Raw genomic sequence first — 20,372 nt, 5'->3', positions numbered from 1 at the left:
CCTTACTGGCGATGTGGTATAGTGCTCGCGCTTTTTTAAGGCTCTTTTGAACAATTTATATCTTCTTCAGTAATTTACTTTGTAAGTTCCTCACGCGATTTTCAGACATCAATATCTACTGATAAGCCAGAACTAGACGATAGCCTTTCAGCAACAGTTGCTGCCTTTGTGTAGCTTTTTAATTCGTTATCAGGAGACTATCATGTCTTTTTCTCATCTTGGCCTAGACGCTGCTTTAATGAAAGCGGTTGATAAGCAAGGCTATACTCTACCTTCACCTATTCAAGAGAAAGCGATCCCCGTTATTCTTGACGGTAAAGATATTTTGGCGGCAGCGCAAACCGGCACGGGTAAAACCGCTGGCTTCGGATTACCGTTACTTCACAATCTTATTGGTGGACAAAAAGCCAAACCAAATAGTGTTCGCGCACTTATCCTTACGCCAACACGAGAGTTAGCGGCGCAAGTAGAAGAAAGTATTCGTCAGTTTAGTGAGTTTTTACCGTTAAAAACTGCTGTGGTATTTGGTGGAGTAGGGATTAACCCGCAAATGAAACAGCTCCGTGGTGGTATTGACGTACTTATTGCTACCCCTGGGCGTTTGCTTGATTTATACCAGCAGAATGCGGTTAAATTTCAACAACTGGAAACCTTGGTGTTAGATGAAGCAGACCGCATGCTCGACATGGGCTTCATACACGACATTAAACGCATATTGAAGTTGCTGCCAACTCAGCGACAAACGTTGTTGTTCTCTGCAACGTTTTCTGAAGAGATTACCGAGCTTGCCCAGACAATTACGAATAACCCAGAAAAAATTTCGACGGCGCCTGCTAACACAACAGTAGAGAGCGTTCAGCAATATCTAGTTCCCGTTGATAAATCTAAAAAAACCAGCGCGCTGATTAGCCTTATAAAACAACAGAAATGGAAACAGTTATTGGTGTTTAGTCGTACTAAACACGGTGCAAATAGAATTGCCGAAAAACTGGGTAAAGCAAATATCCCAAGCGCTGCTATTCACGGAAACAAAAGCCAAGGCGCACGCACCAAGGCGTTGTCTGAGTTTAAAAGCGGAAAAATTCACGTGCTTGTCGCCACCGATATCGCCGCACGAGGTATTGATATTAGTGAACTGCCCACAGTAGTTAACTTAGATTTGCCCAATACGCCTGCTGACTATGTACATAGAATTGGACGTACTGGCCGCGCGGGTGCAAGCGGACAAGCTTGGTCTTTTGTGAGTATTGATGAACTTCAGCAATTAAAAGACATTGAAACGCTCATTCAAAAGCTGCTTCCTAGAACGCCTCTAGAAGGGTTCGCTCCGCAAGCGAAAGTGCCAGACACAGTGCTTTCAAGCCCTAAAAAGCCGAAAAAGCCAAAGAAGCCTAAATCGTTTCAGCAAAATGGGCCGTCGGGCGAGAAAAAAGCACGCAGTGGCGCCGGTGATGGAAAAGCGCCGAGAAGACGACGCTCTCCTCAGCCCCGTCGAGGAGCAAGCGTAAATTCAGCCAACCCAAGCTAGCGATTACGCTGATTAAAAAACAAAAAAGCACACTCAATGGTGTGCTTTTTTTTATTCATTTTCCCAGCTGAACGGGCCATAGGCTTCCCGCTTGTTACCATCATCCTCAGAATATGTTGCCGCTTGCGTGGCTAACGATTTTTGGAGACTGATTCGATAAGTTCTTACTTCTTTCCACAAGTCATAGAAACCGTCAGGCGCATTTCCTGCAATATCTTGCCCGAGCATTGGGCCCAAAATATCATAGGCGTTTTGCAGTCGTTTCGCGTTCGCAACATCATACTGTGTTAACGCGCTTGGTTTGTTTGTAGCCTTGTTCTGAAATGCCCCAAAATAATCAACGTAATCTTCCGGTGGGACACTATCTGCAAATGCCCATTTATCCATAGAGTCTGCGTTTAAAAGCGTATTGGTTTGTGGGTCTATTACCATTACCGTCGGTGTTGCATAGTAGGTTGGGTAGTTGAACTGTGTTGTGATTGCGCGTCTATCTTCTAATAACCCTACATCAATAAACTTTACTTCATAGTCATTTTGAATAATTTCTTGCATTGGTTCGGAAGAAAACTGTGCTGCCAGACCTCGGCTGTCGTGGCACCACTGTGCACCTAACACAACCAATAAGCGCTTATTATTCTCAATGGCGTGTTGCCTTGAGTCGAATAATGCCGCAACAGCATTTTCTTCGGGTATGTATTGATAGATTACGTCGGTGTCAGGGGTATTCTCTGCACTGGCTAAACAAAAAGGCGTAAAGAGTATTGATAGAGTAAGGTAGCTAAATACCGTAAGGTGTCTAACGATGTTAAAAAAGCGATTCATAAAAGGGCATCCATTTATTATATTGTTCACTGCGAATTCCATTAAACCTGATGGCTGCACGGTAAATAAGCATTAAATATCTTACCTCGCGGTGTTAGTACAGCCAGGCATAGCTGAACTTCGCAAAAATAGTTTGCTCAAACCGCCTTAATCCAGGGAAGTTATCGTTAGCGATCGCGGCATCACCATAACCCACAAAAAGTCGAGACAACGGGTTAATCATATAAGAATATACCAATTGTGTACCGAGATTTCTGTCTCTTTCTCGAACGTCAAATAGATAATTTTCCTTATTACGCTTTACGTCTGAATACACTAATGCAAGGCGTAAAAACTGCTTAGCAGAAAACTGATAACTAAGGCGTAAATCCGTAAGGTTGGCAGTGAAAAGTGTAGCATTGTTAACGTCAATATTATTGTATTCGTGATTTATGGTGGCCTGAAAATGATTACCTAAATTCATCGTAAGCTGGGGTTGTATTAACAGTTGCTTCCCTAGTCGATTATTAAGTAAATCTATTCTGTCACCGTATCGAACAAAGTTCTCCAAATACAATGTCTTGTTAGGGCGAGTTTCCGCATAAAGGGACACTTGTTCCTCTGTGAATCGTGTGGTGTTTCCGTCAATAGCCAATGAAGAGCGATCTGCCCGCAGTCCTACGGTATCTCGCTTTACCCACTGAAGACTCATAAACGACTGATAAGCCGCGTTAAGTTCAAGCTGCGCTTGCACTTCCCGCTCAATTAATTCGCCATCGTCGTTATGGGTGATATCCCAGTCGCCGCTAAATTCAAAGCGGTTCCACCAGTCGTTCTCTTGCCACCATATGTATCCACCGCCAATAACGCTTTTGTGCCTATCTACTGTGCTTTCAAACCCAAGGTCTGCGCGAAAATCAGCTTGTGTACTCTTTCTATTGGCAAGAAAAAACCACTCTCTTTCTTCATGGCGATAGTCGACAACATAACTTACGCCGTTACGTGGAGACGACGATTGGGTTCTAAGAGCGCTCTCGCTGTAATTATCACGTTGTGTACAATCTTGGTCGCAAAATCGCTGAAAGAGGGTGTCTGGGTACTGTGTTTCTGAGGTAAGCACTTGTACTCGCAGCGTATCTGTTGGCGTTATCTGGTAGCGGGAGTCGATGCCGGTGACAACATTGTTATAATCATCGGCTTTTCTACCGGTCAATATTGTGCCAAACGACAACGCATCTGACACATCAAAGCGATATCGCGCGGCAATGTTATGACTCTCTTTTCCTAATCGCGCGACGCGAGAGCCGAGGTTCCCCGGTACTAAGAATGTCGTGTCTTCGTCATTAGCAACAAGTAACCCGAACGTGTGATTGTCTATTCTGCCTGTTAGCTTTGTACCCACATCAGGCGCGCCTAAATTACGGGTATATACAAGGTCATGTTGCGTGCTAAAAAAGTCAGCATTCTCTAAGAAGAACGGTCGCCGTTCGGGAAAAAATAACGCAAAAGGGTTGTTAATAGCGAGTTGGCCAGCATCGGCTTCAACTTGTGAAAAGTCGGGGTTGATAGTGGCTTGAAGCATCATGTCTGAGGTGATCCCCCAGTTAATATCAGCCCCTACCTCTTGGTTATCAGCAGATTGCCAGTCGTCTGTTCTCGCGATGGAACGACTTCGAGACCCTGACACAACGGCATAAGGCACAATGGTTAGGTTTTTGCCTTGTTTCGCTTTGGCGAAACCTTCTATTTGTCCCATCTGGCAAAGCGTACAGGCATTATCTCTATCGACTTTACGGTTTGATATGCGTAAGTTATTTTCTCGTGGATAGAATCTAACTAATTCAGCGCGCCATTGTTTAGGGCCGTCGCTATCAAGAAAATTCATAATACGAAAGGGCAGTGCAATCTCTACGTTATAGCCGTTTTTAGTGATCACCGCGCCTGAATCCCAAATGGCGTTCCAGCTAGCGCTTTCTGTTCGCGTCATTTCATTTTCAATAGCGTCTATTTGAATACCATTAGGGTTTACAAAAAATTGGTAGGACAAGCGGCTATCGCCGAAGGTATCTAGTTTTATTCCTACTAAGTCGTTATCCCACACCTGGTCTCTGTCGCGAAACAAAGCACGAATTGCATCGGGGTCATTGTCTTGTGCACTAAAACCGATATAAAGCATATTACCGTTTTCGAAAATACGGGCGGTGGTCGTTACAGGTGGTGTCGTGTTTTCAAATGGCCGAGTAATGTAATCAAGCGAGATAAGCGCGGCCGACTGCCACACTGCTTCATCAATATTACCATCGACATTGATGTCACCGTGAAGGTTTGGAATAACAATAGGCGTTTCGTCTTCAGTTAAAATAATGCCGTTAGCACCATAAGACGACATCGACAGCATAATTAAACACATCAAAAAAAATAAGCGAAGACGGTTACATGAGGAGCGGACAGAGAAAAATGGCATTACAAATTCTTATTGTTTTAAAATTCTCGGTAATTATGCGCAAAGGAAACGCAAATAAACACCGCACTTACAGATGTTAATCGCAGGTAAATGGAGATTTAACGTTTTGCGCTTACATCCCTTGTTTTACTACAGCGCGTTGACTTGAATAGTGTAATCAACGGTATAGGGTTGAGAGGTACGCAAGTCATCATTGATAGATAGTGTGCCAAAAACGTCAATGGTAAAGTCGGCGCCATTTCCTTTTACTTCAAGTAAAACCGGCTGATTGGGCGTAAGAGTGACGGTTCCCCCTTTGGCGCCAGTCACTATAGCGGTCGGGGCATAGTCAAGCGATGCATTGGGCGAACTAGTCATGACCACTTCAACAATGGCTTTTCGCGGAAGGTTGGTGACGATAATCGAGCCACGATTAATGTTTGTATCCGTTGCATCGCAATCTCCCCCTACTTCACCAAACTGGCTCATTACACATTGAAAACCAAGTTGGCCAAATACTGAACCAAAATGGACGGGTGTAGTTTCAATGATAGTGATTGCCTGCGTGCTAAACGAAGATGCAACAAGGGTGAAAAAAGTGACAAAAGTATAGAGTTTGCGGCGAATTTGCATAGAAATTATGGCGTTGTTATTATTTTTATTCGGTTAATATGTCATAACAATTACCGTTAGGCAAAAGTGTTTTTATCTCTGTATTTTATTGCATCCATGTAAATGTTTTTGCATAGATGAAAACTTAGCTTACACTCATATATAAGCCCTTTCGTATGCACGGCCATGCTAACAATAATTAGCATCAAATCTATCGTTGAAATGAAGTAATTCGTTCGGTGCAGACTGTTTAAGTAACGCCATATAAATCGGTGTGTGCAATAACTATAATAAAAAGAGGCATTGTGTGGTTAAGGTCTTTTATCGCTGGCTTATTACTGCTCTTTTTCTCATTGGAGGGGGCTTTTCGAGCGCTCTCGTGGCAAAGGAGCGAAACGTCTTTAGCGATTATCAGTTAGTGAATGACGCGTTGTCGTTACACGCATCTAATAGCGCTTTTTCTACCCCCGACGCTGCACTACGCGCTTATCATGCCGGACATTTTCTTCCAAATACAGATGGCAGAGTTAGCTTCGGCTTCACTGATAAGAATGTGTGGGCAGCCTTGCCTGTTATCACGCATCGTGCAGGCATATCGCAAATTATAACGATAGATAATGCGTGGCTTGATGAAATTGATGTATATATTTTTCACGACGGGCAACGTCAACTCAGCGCATCGTTAGGTGACAAAACGGTGTTTTCTATGCGTGAGCGCGATACGCGTATGCCGTCTGTGAAATATGACCTATTAATAGGTAACACGGTGGTGCTGTTTAGGTTTAAATCAGAAGACCCCATGACCTTTCCAATATATGTAGGGTCGGAAGAAGCGGTAAAGGCTGAATCTTTACTGAATGCATACTTTTACGGTGCGCTTTATGGTTCGCTTCTTATTTTATTCTTATACAACGTCGTTCTATTTATATCGTTAAAAGAGCGTCGCTATCTTTATTACTCTCTTTACCTCCTCGCGTTTACATTGTTTAACTTTGTCTATACCGGTCACGGGTATTGGTTGTTGTGGTCTTCCTCTGTCCTGTTGCAGCAATGGCTTATGCCCTTGCTCATGTTTTGCTACTTGGTATCGGCGACCACGTTCACCATCTCGTTTTTAAATGCGCGTGTTTTTTTACCTAAATTGTATAACAGAAGAAAGTTTATATATGCCGGTCTCATGTCGCTCGCAATCGTTATTATAATAACGAAAAATCAGTCGTTTGCGATTATGAGCCAGCTTATTGTGCTAACCACGCTTGCCATTTGGATGTTATTGATTGGTGTTGCCGCTTTACGTAAAGGGAACCCAATTGCAAAATTTTTTCTACCCGCCATCGTAATGGGAACGGGTGGCGCGACGGTATCGAGTTTAGCGACGTGGGGAATAATTCCCTATTCACAATGGGCGTTCAGAGGCATAGAGATAGGCATGCTGTGTGAAATGTCGCTTTTGTCTGTATCATTGGGTACCAGTTTTAAATTGGTTGAAGAAGCGCGAAGAAGCGCTGAATCTATCGCAAGACTTGATCCGCTCACGAACTTGTATAACCGCCGGACGTACACCGACCTAATAGCGCCAATTTGGGCGATGGCGAAACGCAAAAATGAGCACGTAAGCGTTGTATTGGTCGACTTGGATTGGTTCAAGAAAATTAATGATGAATACGGCCACGGTGTGGGTGACAACGTGCTAGAAACCATAGCGGCGGAAATAAAAGCCAGGATCAGAACGTCTGATGTTGCCATTCGATGGGGAGGAGAAGAGTTTTTGCTGTTTCTTCCAAATACTGACGCGGTGCAAGCGAAGCTGTTTGCAGAGGTATTACGCAGATGCGTCGAAGATGCAACTTTTGATGAGAAGATAACGATTACCGCGAGTATTGGCGTTGCCAGCGCCTCTCCAGTTGATTGTGGTATTGATAGCTTAATTTCTCTTGCTGACGAGGCGCTGTATGAAGCCAAAGCGATGGGGCGCAATCAAGTCGCTTGTAGGGAAGTTCCTTCTGCTAGTTCTCTTGTTCCCGTAGTGAAACCGTAAATGTTTACGGCAACGAAAGGCATAGTAACGGGGGGGTAACTCGAATTTTTAACTGTTTCTTGTAAAGTGGCGCAAAATTAAAGGGTTTAGGTGGTGCAATGAACAGGGGCATAGGTGGTAAAACAGCGAAAGAGGCATTGGATAGCCTTTCGGACATGACGGGAGGCATTTCGCCTACTCAGGTCGCTGAATATGAGGCGAGAATTGCTAAAGCACAACGGTATATGCGCCAGCATGGTATCGGCGCGTTGTATCTTAACGCGGGCACTAACCTCGCATATTTTACTGGAATGCACTGGTATGCAAGCGAGCGACTAGTTGGGGCAGTGTTGCCTGCTGAAGGTAACGTTGTGTATATTGCGCCGACGTTTGAGATTGACTCGCTTAACGAACGAAAGGTAATAGCAGGCGACATCAAGGGGTGGGAAGAGCACGAAAGCCCTTATGCATTGTTTGCCTCTTTACTCCCTACACTACACTCGGCTGGTGGAGATAAGATAGGTGTTGACGAATCTACAGCCTTTTTCATTGTTGATGGGTTTAATAAAGCGCTCGGTACAACTACCCAGCTCGTTAATGGTGCAGACGTAACTGCACATTGCAGAATGCATAAGTCAGAACACGAATTAGCGCTAATCCAACGTGCTATGGACATGACGCTTGCAGTACACAAAGCGACAGCCAGTATGCTGTATACGGGCATAACCACAACAGAAGTCGACGCTTTTATCAATGACGCGCATCGCAAAGTCGGTGCCAGCGGCAGCTACTTTTGTATTGTGCTATTTGGGAAAGCCACTTCTTACCCTCATGGTGTAAAAGACCCACAAATACTTAAAGAAAACGATATGGTGCTTATTGATACTGGGTGCAAACTGCATGGTTATCTCTCAGACATTACACGTACCTATTGTTACGGTCAGGCAACCGATAGGCAAGTGGCACTCTGGCAGAGTGAAAAGCGTGCACAACTTGCCGCATTTAATGCAGCAAGGCTAGGTGTGTCGTGCGGAGATGTTGATGCCGCTGCTCGCAAAAGCCTAGAAAATGACGGCCTTGGGCCAGACTATACGTTGCCTGGCCTACCTCATAGAACAGGTCATGGGATAGGTATGGACATCCACGAATGGCCGTATTTAGTGAAAGACAATCCACACCCGTTAGCCACTGGAATGTGTTTCAGTAACGAGCCAATGATCGTAGTGCCTAATGAATTTGGGATTCGCTTAGAGGATCATTTTTATATGACAAATGACGGGGCTCGCTGGTTTACCGAGCCAAGCTGCGCTATTGATAATCCCTTCGGGTAGCCGTTTTATTTGTCTCACCTCGCTACAATAGGATAGGTTGCCACCACTGTTCACTTAACATCACGCTTTCGCAGGCGGTCAATGCATTGCCCGTCTGGGCAGTGCCTTATCATAAAGTAAGGTTTGTGCTGAACACATTCGCCATTGCACCACTTGGCCTTAACAATTATGCGGCCGAAAAGATCAATAACTTTCAGTGATTCAGAACACTAGAAAAACATCATTCGAACCTCACAAGCCCTTGTTCTACACTTGCTGCAATGTAAATTTTTTGTGAAATTGCAGTCGGTGACGCCATTGCTAATACGTCATTGTGACTGCTCTGTCGTTATATTCTTATGAATTCACCTGTGAGTTCAGCGCAAATGTTTTAAGAGGAACCGTGATGTCTGCAAACAATGCTTTGGTTAATGAAGAACTTACTATGTTCAAAGACATGGTATTACGATTTATCGAGCAGGAAATCTTACCCCATTATATGCAATGGGAAGACGATCATCACATGCCACGCGAGGTGTGGCATACCATGGGGCAAGCGGGAATGTTACTCGTTGATATGCCAGAAAAATACGGTGCAGCAGCCACAAGCTTCGATGTGTGCCAAATGATTCAAGAAGAGATGTGTCGACTTGGGCTTCATAGCTTGGCAACAGGGTACAACATTCACGCTAACATTGTGGCGCCGTATGTTCTGAATATCGGTACTGAAGAGCAGAAAGATTACTGGCTACCAAAAATGGTAACAGGAGAGGTGTTAACCGCACTTGCAATGACTGAGCCTAATGCGGGAAGTGATGTGGCCGGAATGAAAACGCAAGCGGTTAGAGACGGTGATAGTTATATTTTAAACGGCTCGAAGGTGTTTATTACTAACGGCACCATGGCAGACATGATTATTGTGTGCGCTAAAACCGATCCTAAAGCGGGGGCTAAGGGCGTATCGTTATTCCTTGTCGACACCAGTTTGCCAGGTTTTTCTACTGGAAAGCCCATTCACAAAATTGGACAACATAGCAGTGATACGGGTGAGTTATTTTTCGACAACGTGCGCGTTCCAGCAAATGCATTGCTTGGTGAAGAAGGAAAAGGGTTTGTGTATTTAATGCAAGAACTACCGCGAGAGCGATTAGGCTGTGCTGTGCAAGCGATTGGACACGCACAAGGTGCATTAGATCTCACCGTTGATTACGTTACCCAACGTAAAGCATTTGGGCAAACGGTAAGTCAGTTTCAAAATACGCGCTTTAAATTAGCAGAATGCCAGACTGAATTAGAGATGTGTAGAGCGTTGCTCGAAAAGCACATGGATAAGTTTAGTCGTGAAGAAATGACCGTAACAGATGCCGCAATGCTTAAATTAGCGGCGACGGAAATGCAGTTGAAAATGGTGAATGAGTGCTTGCAGCTGTTTGGTGGTTACGGCTATACCGACGAGTATCCTATTTCTCGATTTTATCGAGATGCACGAGTGCAAACTATTTATGCGGGCAGCTCTGAGATTATGAAGGAAGTGATAGCCCGCGGTATTTTGGGGCGTTAGCAATAGCGTAAAAAAAGCCGACGATGTGTCGGCTTTTTATTTTACCCCTATCTAGGGGGGCTTACGTGAGACGTTTGAAGCGCTGCTGCCAGGGTGTTCGGGTTATCAACGGATAAAAACACTTCATCAAGTTGCTCGTTAAATATGCCCATCATAGTGAACCACATTACAGGTTTAGAAAATGTCAGCTTGATATTGGCTTGTTTACCCCGTCCTATCTTCACCTGCTCTTTCTCGCATTGCCATGTGCCTGTCTCACATGCTTTTATTTGTGACAGCGGCGCTAACAGTAAATTAAAAAAGGTGGCATTCAACACAAGGTGATTATCATGAATATATACCGAATAGTGCCTGCTTATTCGATGGCTTGCGATAAGAGAAATAATGCCATAACCAATCAACGTCGATACGATAATAGCCGCCAGTTCGCTCCACTGCATAAGTAATGTATAGCTAATAGTGGTTATAGTGATTAGACATACCAAGACCAAAGCAATATGCCATCGCGATGCGCTATGCAATGCTAGGTTCGATATTGCCGGTGTATGTTTTCTAGAGAATCTAGGAATAGCGTAGTACCAACTTGCTGGCTCACTGGCCATCATAAAGGCTAGTTCTCGCTTTTTCTCATCGCTATCTATGTTATTAATCAACGTATTGACCCGAGGGTCGCCAGTGATTTTTCGTAACTTCCAAAGCATCGAAATAACATGATAGATAACGGCAAACTCGATGATGAGCAAAATAGCAATGATAGGGTAGCGGGCCCAACTAAGAAACTCAAAATAGGCAGCGAGAGAAAGGGGCATAGAGTAGCGCGCTACTACACTAGCTACACTTAACGGAATAATAATTTTCCAGGTTTTTTGCTCGCCAACCTTTATGACACAATACCAAAAAAGAGAAGGTAAAATACCGAAATAGGCGATAAGAAAAGCGCCTGAGATAAACGTGTCTCGTGACGATTTAATGGTGTCTGGCAGAAGCAGGAACCCTGCGATATACGTTGATATGGCTGTAAGTAAATAGAGAAGCCTGAAACGGATAGGTCTACGCACAACATTTCCTTGTTATCATTTACTATAAGGTAATGTTTATTATGTTTTTTATCACTAATTAAATGCGCAAAGGTTTGTAAAAAAGCGATGTGGGGCAGCCAACAGCATGTAGGCCATGACATTTGCTTAGGCGTGAATTCCTTCCCGCCCAAGCAACCTTTTTGTAATTAATGACGTTTGAAAGGGGGGCTACCTCTAAACGCGGTTGAGCGCGTCTCGTCAGTTTGTTCAAACTGCGCCATATTAACGACAGGCACACATTCAACAGACCGCTTATAGGGTGGTTTACCTCGCATCGTTACCGATACTCTCTTTTCGCAGGGAAGCGCTTCACTCATGGTTTCAAACTGCGCGACGTCCACTTCGTTGGCATTCACAAAGGTGCGCTTGAAAGGAGGTTTACCACTACGTTCTACAACCATTACTTTTTTTGTTGTGGCGCTATCGTTAGTCGCCGATATGGCGTTGGCTGAAAATAAGGTCATTGAAACCGATGACGCGAGTATCAAAGGCAGTATCATTTTCTTCATAACGTGTCCTTAATTTACTTGTTTATACCGTATGTACTACGGCTTAATTTTACGCTTTGTTCAAAAATTATTAACGGTTTCTCGTAATAGTCATTGCCTATCACATTTAGAGTATAGCGAAATATTTTTGGTAACCACTCACACGTGCTGCACTATTGTAGTGCTGCGTAGTACCTTGGTGGTGCACCTAGAAGGCGCGAGGATAAAAAATGCTATAGTAAATCAAAAGGTTAATGTTTGGCGTTTATATTGCTTTGTTCTCTCGTACTACTGGTTGGATATTACGTTCGAATGCCTACTAACAATGCAGTGCTGTGGTCGACGTACTATTCCTCGTTATAACAGAGATACGCTATGCGCCATTTCACACTTCTGTTCATTACGTTTCTTCTAGTGCTCGCTAACAGTCGAGTAGTGCAGGCCAATGCGTTTTTGCTGGAAAGCAGCGACGGCGGCACCCTTTATTTGCAGAGCTCTGGTAGTCAGCAAAAACACGCTCGGTATTTGATAGATACGGGGTCATCGCTCACGGTCCTAAGTCGTGAAACGTTTGAGGCATTAAAGGCCAAGCAGACAGTAAAGGAAAGTGGAGTGATCATTGCGAAGCTTGCCAATGGTAGCAAACAAAAAGTAAAGCTATATACCATACCGCTACTGTCATTAAGCGACGAATGTCATTTTGAAAACGTGAGTGTGGCGGTAATGAAAAACCAACACAACATTTTAGGTATGGAAGTCTTAAGCCGTGCTGCACCATTTGGTATTCAAATGGCCCCCCCTCAAATCACACTAAGCCAGTGCGATGTGTCAACAATTCCGGTCGTTGCAAGTAACCATATTGCCTCAAGTCACTCGTAGTATTCCTTAATTTATAACCCCCTGTTTTTTTACTTTCTCAAGACGTTATGGCTGTATTGTAAGCGCATAGGATTAACGACTGACTGCGCCATCTACGGCAACGTCGTCGGTATGAATTATCAACGCTGTACTAGGTCGCTGTGTATGGGCGTCTGTAAACGTATATTTCTTTCACAGCGGCGTTTTCATCTTTAGTCGTTCACGCTTGCAAACCTTCATATTTTCTTTCCTTGTACTCTTTATTAATCAAAATAAGTGCAAATACACATGCAAATGATAACGATTGCTATTTACATTGTTTGTTGAGTAGGTAGAATGCTACCGCCTTAGACACAATCACACGATAGAAATGGTTTTTTATGAAATGGTCACTTATTACATTAGCAATATTATCAGCAACAACGCACTCAGCATTTGCTGAAACAAGCTCTGAAATAGAAAATATTGAAGTAAAAGGCTCTTACATTGAAGGGTATGGTGCACACAAAGCCAGCGGTGCGTCGCGCATTAACTTACCCATTAAAGACATTCCTCAATCGGTATCGGTTATTACCAGTGCACAGTTCGACGACTATCAGCTAAATGGCATTAACGATGTGCTCGATACCGCCACCGGCGTTAACGTGCAGCGAGTAGAGACCAGCCGTACCTATTACAGTGCCCGTGGTTTCGACATTAATAACTTTCAAGTTGATGGTATTGGCCTGCCGCTAATTCGAGGCAACAACCACGGCGATGAAGACTCAGCTATTTACGATCGCATTGAAATTATTCGCGGTGCAAACGGGCTAATGACCGGGGTGGGCAATCCGTCTGCTACGGTTAACTTTATTCGTAAACGCCCAGGTATGCAAAATGGACTAACCGTACAAGGCTTAGTTGGCAGCTGGGACAACCGCCGTATTGAAGTAGACGGCACGTATCGCGTAAATGAAGATTTTGGTATTCGCGGCGTAGCGGTATCTCAGTCGCAAGCGTCTTATCTCGACCGCTACGAGCAAGAGCGCCAAGTAGCGTATTTGTTTGCAGAGTACAATATTTCAGATAGCACCACGTTCTCGGTAAGTCACTCGTATCACACCAACAATGCCGACGGAAATAACTGGGGCGCCAACCCGCTGTTTTATTCAGATGGCACAGCCACTAACTTTGATGTATCTACCAACACCTCAGCCGATTGGGCGTATTGGGATGTTGAAAAACACAACACCTTGATAGAGCTTGATCATGTGTTTGCCAACAACTGGTACATGCGCGCTACTTACTCACGTAAAGTTACCGATGAAGACTCTGAGCTATTTTATGTGTTTGGCACGCCAAATCGCGAGACGGGCCTTGGCCTAACCGGTTACGCCAGCGAATATGATCACGATGAAGAAACCGATTTAATTGACGTATACCTTACTGGTGATTTCAATCTTTTTGGTCGCTCGCACGAGTTTGTAGTAGGGGTTAACCATGCCTCTATGACCTTTGAAGATATGTCGTTGTACGATTTCACAACGGGCAATGGCTTTCCTGTAATGCCAGCGCTTGAAACATGGGATGGCAATGCGCCTATTCCTACCCTTGAAGATGGACTAACGGGGGCCGATGTTGATACCGAGCAGTCGGCAGTGTATTTCACTACGCGCTTTAGCTTGTCTGATGATTTGCACGTCACCGCGGGCGGGCGCCAGAACAGATGGGATACCAGCGGCATGTCGTACGATGTAGCGCAAGACGCTGAAGACAGCGAATTTATCCCTTATGTTGGCGTAGTGTATGCGCTTAACGATTCCATTTCTGCTTATGCCAGCTACACAGAAACATTCTTGTCTCAAACCGAGCTAGACATTAACAACAACACCCTAGCGCCCATTGTGGGCGAGAGTAAAGAAGTGGGCTTTAAAAGCGAGTTTTTTGAAGACCGCCTTATTGCCACAGTCGCTTACTTCGACATTGTGCAAGAAAATTTGGCCATACCCGACCCAGCAACAGCCGACTTACCGCCAGGCGAACAGCGTTTTATTGGCGCTACCGGCATAGAGTCTAGCGGTTATGAATTTGAAGTAGCTGGCGAGCTATTACCTGGCCTACAAACCAGTATTGGTTATACCGATTTCACCATTGATGGCAACGAGCTGGTGGCCGACTACACGCCAGAGCGGCTGCTTAAGTTTGCTGCAACCTACACGCCTGCACGTTTCGACAACCTGTCTGTAGGTGTAAATGCACGTTGGCAAGACGACACCTCACGTGTTCAGGGGGTTGTGGGTGAAGGGTTTGCCAACGCAGGCGATACAATTACCACACGCCAAGATGCCTACACCATTATCGATTTGATGGCCAGATACCGCGTGTCTGACAACTTCTCGGTTGCCTTAAACGCCAACAACGTTACAGACGAAAAGTACATCAATAGCTTGTACTGGGCTCAAGGTTTTTACGGTGCGCCAGCAAGCTACATGTTAAGCGCAACCTGGTCGCTGTAGCGGTATAACGGTTTACCGTGCGCTCCAACTGGAGTGCACGGGTTAAAAATGGAAGATAAACATGCGCAAAACTCTGTTTAAGTGGCATTCCATAACGGCGCTCATTGCAATGGTACCGCTTTTTGTTATCTCAATTACCGGCAGCATTTTGGTGTTTAAGCCAGAAATTGATACGTGGTTAATGCCCACGCACATGAGCGTACAGGCAGCAGAAGGCCAGCCTCGTGAAAACTTAAATCAGCTAATCAGTAAAGTAGAAGCCACGCATCCCGATTATGTATTGGGAAGTTGGGAGCTATTTGATAACAAGCAGCGCAGCGACGCGGCGTACCTAATTAGTAAGTCTGAAGGCGAATGGTATAAGCTGTATGTCGACCAGTATTCGTCGACGCTGCTATCTACTCCGGTGCCTGTAACCCATGATGTTACCGACTGGCTACTGTCGCTACACTATACCTTTTTAATGGGCGTGGTAGGTACATCACTCGGATTTGTGTTTTCGCTTATGCTGTTAGTGCTTGGCATCACTGGCATTGTATTACATCGCAAGTTTTGGACTAAACTGTTTACACTGCGCGTGCATGCGGCAAGGCGCATCTTCTTTAGCGATGTGCATAAGCTAATAGGCATATTATCTTCACCAGTACTGCTTATTTTGGCGTTTACCGGGGGCTATTGGAATGCTTCTGAAGTGATACACGAAACCTTAGAGCATGGCGATGACCATGCTTATGTTACCGAGGCTATTTATAGCCCTACTCTTAATTTTCAACAATTGGTTTATGGGGCGTCTAACGCCATTGAAGGGCACTGGCCCACTTATCTTACCTTTCCTTATGAGCCTGAGGCTCACATAAATGTGTTTGGCGAGGTGCCTGGAAAACCGTATCTTTCGAGCGAGTATTCTTCGGTGGTTACCTATAATCGCGACTCTGGCGAAGTATTAGCTACCTTTGATGTAAGAGAAGAGTCGGGCTGGGCAGTGTTTGTTGATATGTTTAGAAAATTGCACTTTGGGTATTTTGCAGGCTTGCCCAGTAAAATACTGTGGTGCGTGTTGGGGTTAAGCCCTGTGTTGCTTGCCATAACTGGCCTGTATTTTTACTTGTTTAGGAAATCGCCTAAAAAGCAACGAAGAGGGGACAAACTGCAAAAGACACACGTGCACTGATTAAACGAGCAGGCTTAAAAAAAGTGTGGTGGCCGCGTTGGTTGACCGTAATGCTTCATCTTGGGTAGGTAACGTTGATATGGCAGAATAATTCTGCCATTGCCGTTATTTGGTAAAAGGATTGCTCTTCATCATAGTGTCTATTACATTGTGAGGTAAGGTTTGCTACGTGTGATTCTAATGACCATAAAGTCTCAGTACATCTTTGCCCTACTGCTTACTGCTACCGTAGTGACACTTTCCTTTTTTATTATCACTGATTTATTGAAGGAGCAGCGCCAAGATGCTGAACTAATCAATATGGCTGGTGAGCAGCGAATGCTTTCTCAAAGAATTGCCCTGTTAATCTCAGCTACCAGTTTGTGCAAAAGCACGCAGGCCAAAAGCTATCTAGCTTCCTCACTAGACAAATTCGAAAGTAATCATAAAAAGCTTATTGCCCTTGATAATTTGTCGGCTGCGCATAAAGACTTGTACTTTGGCGATGTACAGCTTGATAATAACGTAACAGCCTACGTAAAAATCGGAAGAGCACGGCTTGCCAGCGCAGCTAATGCATCGTGCTCCGTAACATCATCACTGATAGAAACAGCACAAGGTGCCGCTTCATCTTCAATAATTGCAAGTTCAACGCGGCTTCTTCAGCACTTAGATATGGCAGTAACGTTATTTGAGAACGAGGCTAACGCTCGTGTAAAGAACGCCGCGAATTTTACGCTTTATCTATGGTTGATAACGTTACTACTTCTCATCATTGAAGCGGTATTCGTTTTCACGCCAATGGATAGACAAATACGTCACGCATTCGCCCGCCTTACCAAATTGAAAAACCAGGCCTTGGAAGAAGCAGAAAAAGCAAAGCGGGCGAGTGAAGCAAAGTCTGATTTTCTGTCTAGCATGAGCCATGAACTGCGAACACCAATGAACGGCCTCTTCGGTATGATTGAACTTGCTATCGATATGCCTAGCAAAAGTAATATCTACCTTAAAAAAGCGAAGAGTTCAGGGAGGCAGCTACTGTCTCTTATCAACGATATTCTCGATATCTCAAAGATTGAAGCAAACAAAATACAAATAGAGAAAGTGCCTGTCGATCTACTTCAAGTGTTAGATGATGTGGTGACGTTGCAACGCGTTTTTTGTCATAAGAAAGGGCTTGAATTTCATTACCACAAAGCGCCTAGCCTCCCACCCATTATTGAAGGTGACGTCACTCGTATTTCACAAATTCTGCATAACCTGCTGAGCAATGCGATTAAGTTTACCTCATCTGGCAGCGTTTCATTGCATGTCAGCCACACCATGTCAGGCGATTCACTTTTACTTACGTTTGATGTTATCGATACCGGTATTGGTATGGAAGAAGATATCATCGGTAAGATATTTCAAAAATTTGAACAAGCCGATCAAACCACAACGCGCAAGTTTGGCGGAACCGGGCTTGGTTTAAGCATAGCAAAACAGCTTGCGTTGCTGATGGGGGGCGATATAAATGTACACTCAGTGGTGGGGAAAGGGACGACCTTTTCGTTTACTATGAATGCACAAGAGGCCCGCCTACCGCCAATGTCTGTTCAGTCGAAGGCGAATATTAGCTGTGCTGTTATAGACGATTTACAAACTAGCAGGGAATATTTAGCGCATATATTGGCGTCTATGCAAATTGAGGGAGTATGCTATTCATCCGCTAGCGACTATCTAAACAACACGCCTTTTGATTACGACGTCATTATTGTCGATTTGGCAATGCCCGATGTCAGTGGTTTAGACTTAATTGAGCAACTAATAAACGCTGAACACAGCGTACTGCCAAAAATCATTGTTGTTTCAGCAGAATTGGAGCGGCTTAACGATCAGCATGTACTTACAGACGTAATATGGCGCTCACACACCAAGCCAATTAATCGGCGTGAAATAGAGCAAGATTTGCAGATACTTTTGACCGACTCACCTCACATACCTGAAACGCCAAAAGCAGATGAGAAGAAAAAGCGCATACTGCTTGCAGAGGATAACGAGATTAACGCAGAAATTGTTAAAGCGCTTTTGCAGCAAGAGAACTTCGTTATATTGCATGTTAAAAACGGAGAAGACGCGCTTGAGGCATGTATCAAACATACGTTCGATCTAATACTCATGGATTGTAATATGCCGGTAATGAGTGGTATTGAAGCAACCATATCTATTCGAGCTACGTTAGATTTAAAAACGCCTATTATTGCGTTAACGGCTAACGCATTTTCCGAAGATAAAGCGGAGTGCCTAGCGGCCGGAATGAACGATTTTCTTACAAAACCTATAGACAAAGACACCATGATTACGTGCATTAGACATTATTTAGAAGGTGACTAAAAAGTGCTTAACGTTATCGAGTAGGCCTACACCAATCCAAGCGCCGATAATGTACCAAACGCTATCGCGGTAATAGGAAGCGATGCCAATGTGCTTACCGCAATAATGCTAGCAGCAAGTCGATGGTCCCCACCTAATGTTCTTACCATGATGTAACTTGCTGCCGCGGTAGGGGCAATAGAAAGTAAGAGTATTACTCCTAAGTTCATACCTCTAATCCCAAATAGATACGCGATACTGACTAATAACGCAGGATAGATAACACACTTGCTTACCGTTGCTAGCATGATGTTGAACCAATCACTAGAAAATGAACGGAATTGTAATGAGGCTCCAGTACAAATCAGCGCGAGAGGAAGGGTTAGCTGAGCAAAATACTCACCCGTACGAAGTACGACCTCGGGTAACCGCCAGTGGAAGTACGAAAAGGGAAGCGCCGCAATAATAGAAATAATAAGCGGGTTCTTCGCAATGCCTTTTATTTGTTTGATTGGTGCACTTAACCCCACTTGGTAGAAGTTAAGTACAACGACAGACATTACATTGTATAAAATGGTGACACAGCCCATGTAAACCGAGGCGGCGGCTAAACCGTCCTGACCGTATGTATTGGCCGCATACGCAAGACCAATAATACCCATATTAGCTCTAAACCCGCCTTGAACAATAACCCCTCTTGCACTTTTTTGTGAAACACTAAGTTGGACAACAAGCATTAGCATGATGCACATGAAAAGCGTACCAATCAAGCCGATGGCGATAAGGGTAGGGTTAGCCGCTTGAGAGAAGTCGGATTGGCTTATGGACAAAAACAGTAAAGCGGGAAGGGCTACGTTAAATACCAACGTAGAGCCCGACTCAATAAAGCCATCGTTTAGCCATTTGATACGAAAAAAAAACCACCCTAACAAGAGTAAAATAATTACAGGGAATAATGTGCTTGTTATAAATGAAAGCATTGCTAAATGGCGATAATGTGAGTCTACGTATCAGATTATCAAATTTTTGATAAATCTTATGTATTAATGTGCAATATAGTTTCTTTTATTTGTTTTTGTTTTGAGGCTTTTTCACCGTTCCATCTTGTAGAGCCTAGCGGCATACGGTTCATGATTTTCGCTTCAGCTATTCCAATCAGCAAAAAGCATACTGCTGTCCCACTGTAAATTTGAAGCGCAATGCCATCTTCAAAAGGAGGGCGTTGATGTACCCATTTTACAATAAGAATAGGAATGACAGGTATAAAGCCACTTAACAGCGCATAACCTGAATTACGTATAAGCCGATACAGTAAGGTGAGTGTACTGCTTTTCTGCGTGCTGCTAAAAATAACGTAAAACGCGATGCTGTGAATTGTGCCTATCGACATAAGCACACCAAAAAATACATCTAGGCGATTTGTTTCATAAAGCGTATTGCCAATAAGCCCTTCTATACTTGCTGCCATGACCAGAACAATGGCAAAGCGTACGACCAGTTCAATAGCCATAATCATAGACGTAGATAGGTTTGCCAATTCACCTTGCGTTTTTAGTTGCCGTGCTTTTATTTTAAACGAGCGCGGCGGAGCTACCATGAAGAAGTACAGTGTGGCATATCCAAATATATAATTGTCGAACCGACATGCGCTTATTTTTTGTCTTAATTTTTCCATTAT

General features: G+C 44.1%; 15 protein-coding genes. 8 read left to right on the top strand and 7 right to left on the bottom strand.

The annotated features are described in order from the left end of the window. Positions 1 to 202 precede the first annotated feature (202 nt). Positions 203 to 1,528, top strand: coding sequence for a DEAD/DEAH box helicase (locus ACOJRU_RS14255; protein WP_421132405.1), 1,326 nt, complete (start codon positions 203 to 205; stop codon positions 1,526 to 1,528). Between the two features lie 51 nt (positions 1,529 to 1,579). Here ACOJRU_RS14255 and ACOJRU_RS14250 read toward each other — a convergent pair whose 3' ends face one another. The 3 genes from ACOJRU_RS14250 to ACOJRU_RS14240 form a co-directional block, all read right to left on the bottom strand. After that, positions 1,580 to 2,350 (bottom strand): thioredoxin family protein, encoded by a 771-nt coding sequence (locus ACOJRU_RS14250; RefSeq protein ID WP_421132404.1) that lies wholly within the window; start codon positions 2,348 to 2,350, stop codon positions 1,580 to 1,582. A 94-nt stretch (positions 2,351 to 2,444) separates the two neighbouring features. Then, a complete protein-coding gene (locus ACOJRU_RS14245) occupies positions 2,445 to 4,727 on the bottom strand; it encodes a DUF5916 domain-containing protein (protein WP_421132403.1) in 2,283 nt (760 codons plus the stop codon). A gap of 195 nt (positions 4,728 to 4,922) precedes the next feature. Further along, positions 4,923 to 5,405 (bottom strand): hypothetical protein, encoded by a 483-nt coding sequence (locus tag ACOJRU_RS14240; RefSeq protein WP_421132402.1) that lies wholly within the window; start codon positions 5,403 to 5,405, stop codon positions 4,923 to 4,925. Between the two features lie 286 nt (positions 5,406 to 5,691). Between ACOJRU_RS14240 and ACOJRU_RS14235 the strand changes: the two genes are divergently transcribed. The 3 genes from ACOJRU_RS14235 (at position 5,692) to ACOJRU_RS14225 (ending at position 10,272) form a co-directional block, all read left to right on the top strand. Continuing rightward, positions 5,692 to 7,422, top strand: a complete 1,731-nt coding sequence (locus ACOJRU_RS14235; protein WP_421132401.1) for a sensor domain-containing diguanylate cyclase — start codon at positions 5,692 to 5,694, stop codon at positions 7,420 to 7,422. Between the two features lie 98 nt (positions 7,423 to 7,520). Beyond that, the gene (locus ACOJRU_RS14230) at positions 7,521 to 8,732 is read left to right on the top strand and encodes a M24 family metallopeptidase (protein WP_421132400.1); all 1,212 of its coding nucleotides are present in this window, start codon (positions 7,521 to 7,523) and stop codon (positions 8,730 to 8,732) included. A gap of 385 nt (positions 8,733 to 9,117) precedes the next feature. After that, positions 9,118 to 10,272, top strand: a complete 1,155-nt coding sequence (locus ACOJRU_RS14225) for an acyl-CoA dehydrogenase family protein (RefSeq protein WP_421132399.1) — start codon at positions 9,118 to 9,120, stop codon at positions 10,270 to 10,272. A 47-nt stretch (positions 10,273 to 10,319) separates the two neighbouring features. Here ACOJRU_RS14225 and ACOJRU_RS14220 read toward each other — a convergent pair whose 3' ends face one another. Continuing rightward, positions 10,320 to 11,330, bottom strand: coding sequence for a hypothetical protein (locus tag ACOJRU_RS14220; protein WP_421132398.1), 1,011 nt, complete (start codon positions 11,328 to 11,330; stop codon positions 10,320 to 10,322). Between the two features lie 167 nt (positions 11,331 to 11,497). Further along, a complete protein-coding gene (locus ACOJRU_RS14215; RefSeq protein ID WP_421132397.1) occupies positions 11,498 to 11,860 on the bottom strand; it encodes a hypothetical protein in 363 nt (120 codons plus the stop codon). Positions 11,861 to 12,214: 354 nt separating this feature from the next. Between ACOJRU_RS14215 and ACOJRU_RS14210 the strand changes: the two genes are divergently transcribed. From ACOJRU_RS14210 to ACOJRU_RS14195, 4 genes are all read left to right on the top strand, one after another. Continuing rightward, positions 12,215 to 12,718 carry an aspartyl protease family protein gene (locus ACOJRU_RS14210; protein WP_421132396.1) on the top strand — a complete coding sequence of 168 codons (504 nt, stop codon included), beginning with the start codon at positions 12,215 to 12,217 and terminating at the stop codon, positions 12,716 to 12,718. Between the two features lie 359 nt (positions 12,719 to 13,077). Further along, positions 13,078 to 15,192, top strand: coding sequence for a TonB-dependent siderophore receptor (locus ACOJRU_RS14205; protein WP_421132395.1), 2,115 nt, complete (start codon positions 13,078 to 13,080; stop codon positions 15,190 to 15,192). A 61-nt stretch (positions 15,193 to 15,253) separates the two neighbouring features. Beyond that, positions 15,254 to 16,363: a PepSY-associated TM helix domain-containing protein gene (locus ACOJRU_RS14200; protein ID WP_421132394.1), complete on the top strand. Its 1,110-nt coding sequence runs from the start codon at positions 15,254 to 15,256 to the stop codon at positions 16,361 to 16,363. 180 nt (positions 16,364 to 16,543) lie between these two features. Continuing rightward, positions 16,544 to 18,715, top strand: a complete 2,172-nt coding sequence (locus ACOJRU_RS14195; RefSeq protein WP_421132393.1) for a response regulator — start codon at positions 16,544 to 16,546, stop codon at positions 18,713 to 18,715. 26 nt (positions 18,716 to 18,741) lie between these two features. Here the strand turns inward: ACOJRU_RS14195 and ACOJRU_RS14190 are convergent, their stop codons facing one another. Further along, positions 18,742 to 19,674, bottom strand: a complete 933-nt coding sequence (locus ACOJRU_RS14190; protein ID WP_421132392.1) for an AEC family transporter — start codon at positions 19,672 to 19,674, stop codon at positions 18,742 to 18,744. Between the two features lie 56 nt (positions 19,675 to 19,730). Then, complete coding sequence (locus ACOJRU_RS14185) at positions 19,731 to 20,369, bottom strand: hypothetical protein (protein ID WP_421132391.1); 639 nt, start codon at positions 20,367 to 20,369, stop codon at positions 19,731 to 19,733. Positions 20,370 to 20,372: the final 3 nt, after the last annotated feature.

It is taken from the genome of Alteromonas algae (assembly GCF_049117195.1).
Classification (GTDB): Bacteria; Pseudomonadota; Gammaproteobacteria; order Enterobacterales; family Alteromonadaceae; genus Alteromonas.
Note: the sequence above shows the minus strand (reverse complement) of the source record. Positions and strands in the feature narration are given on the sequence as shown.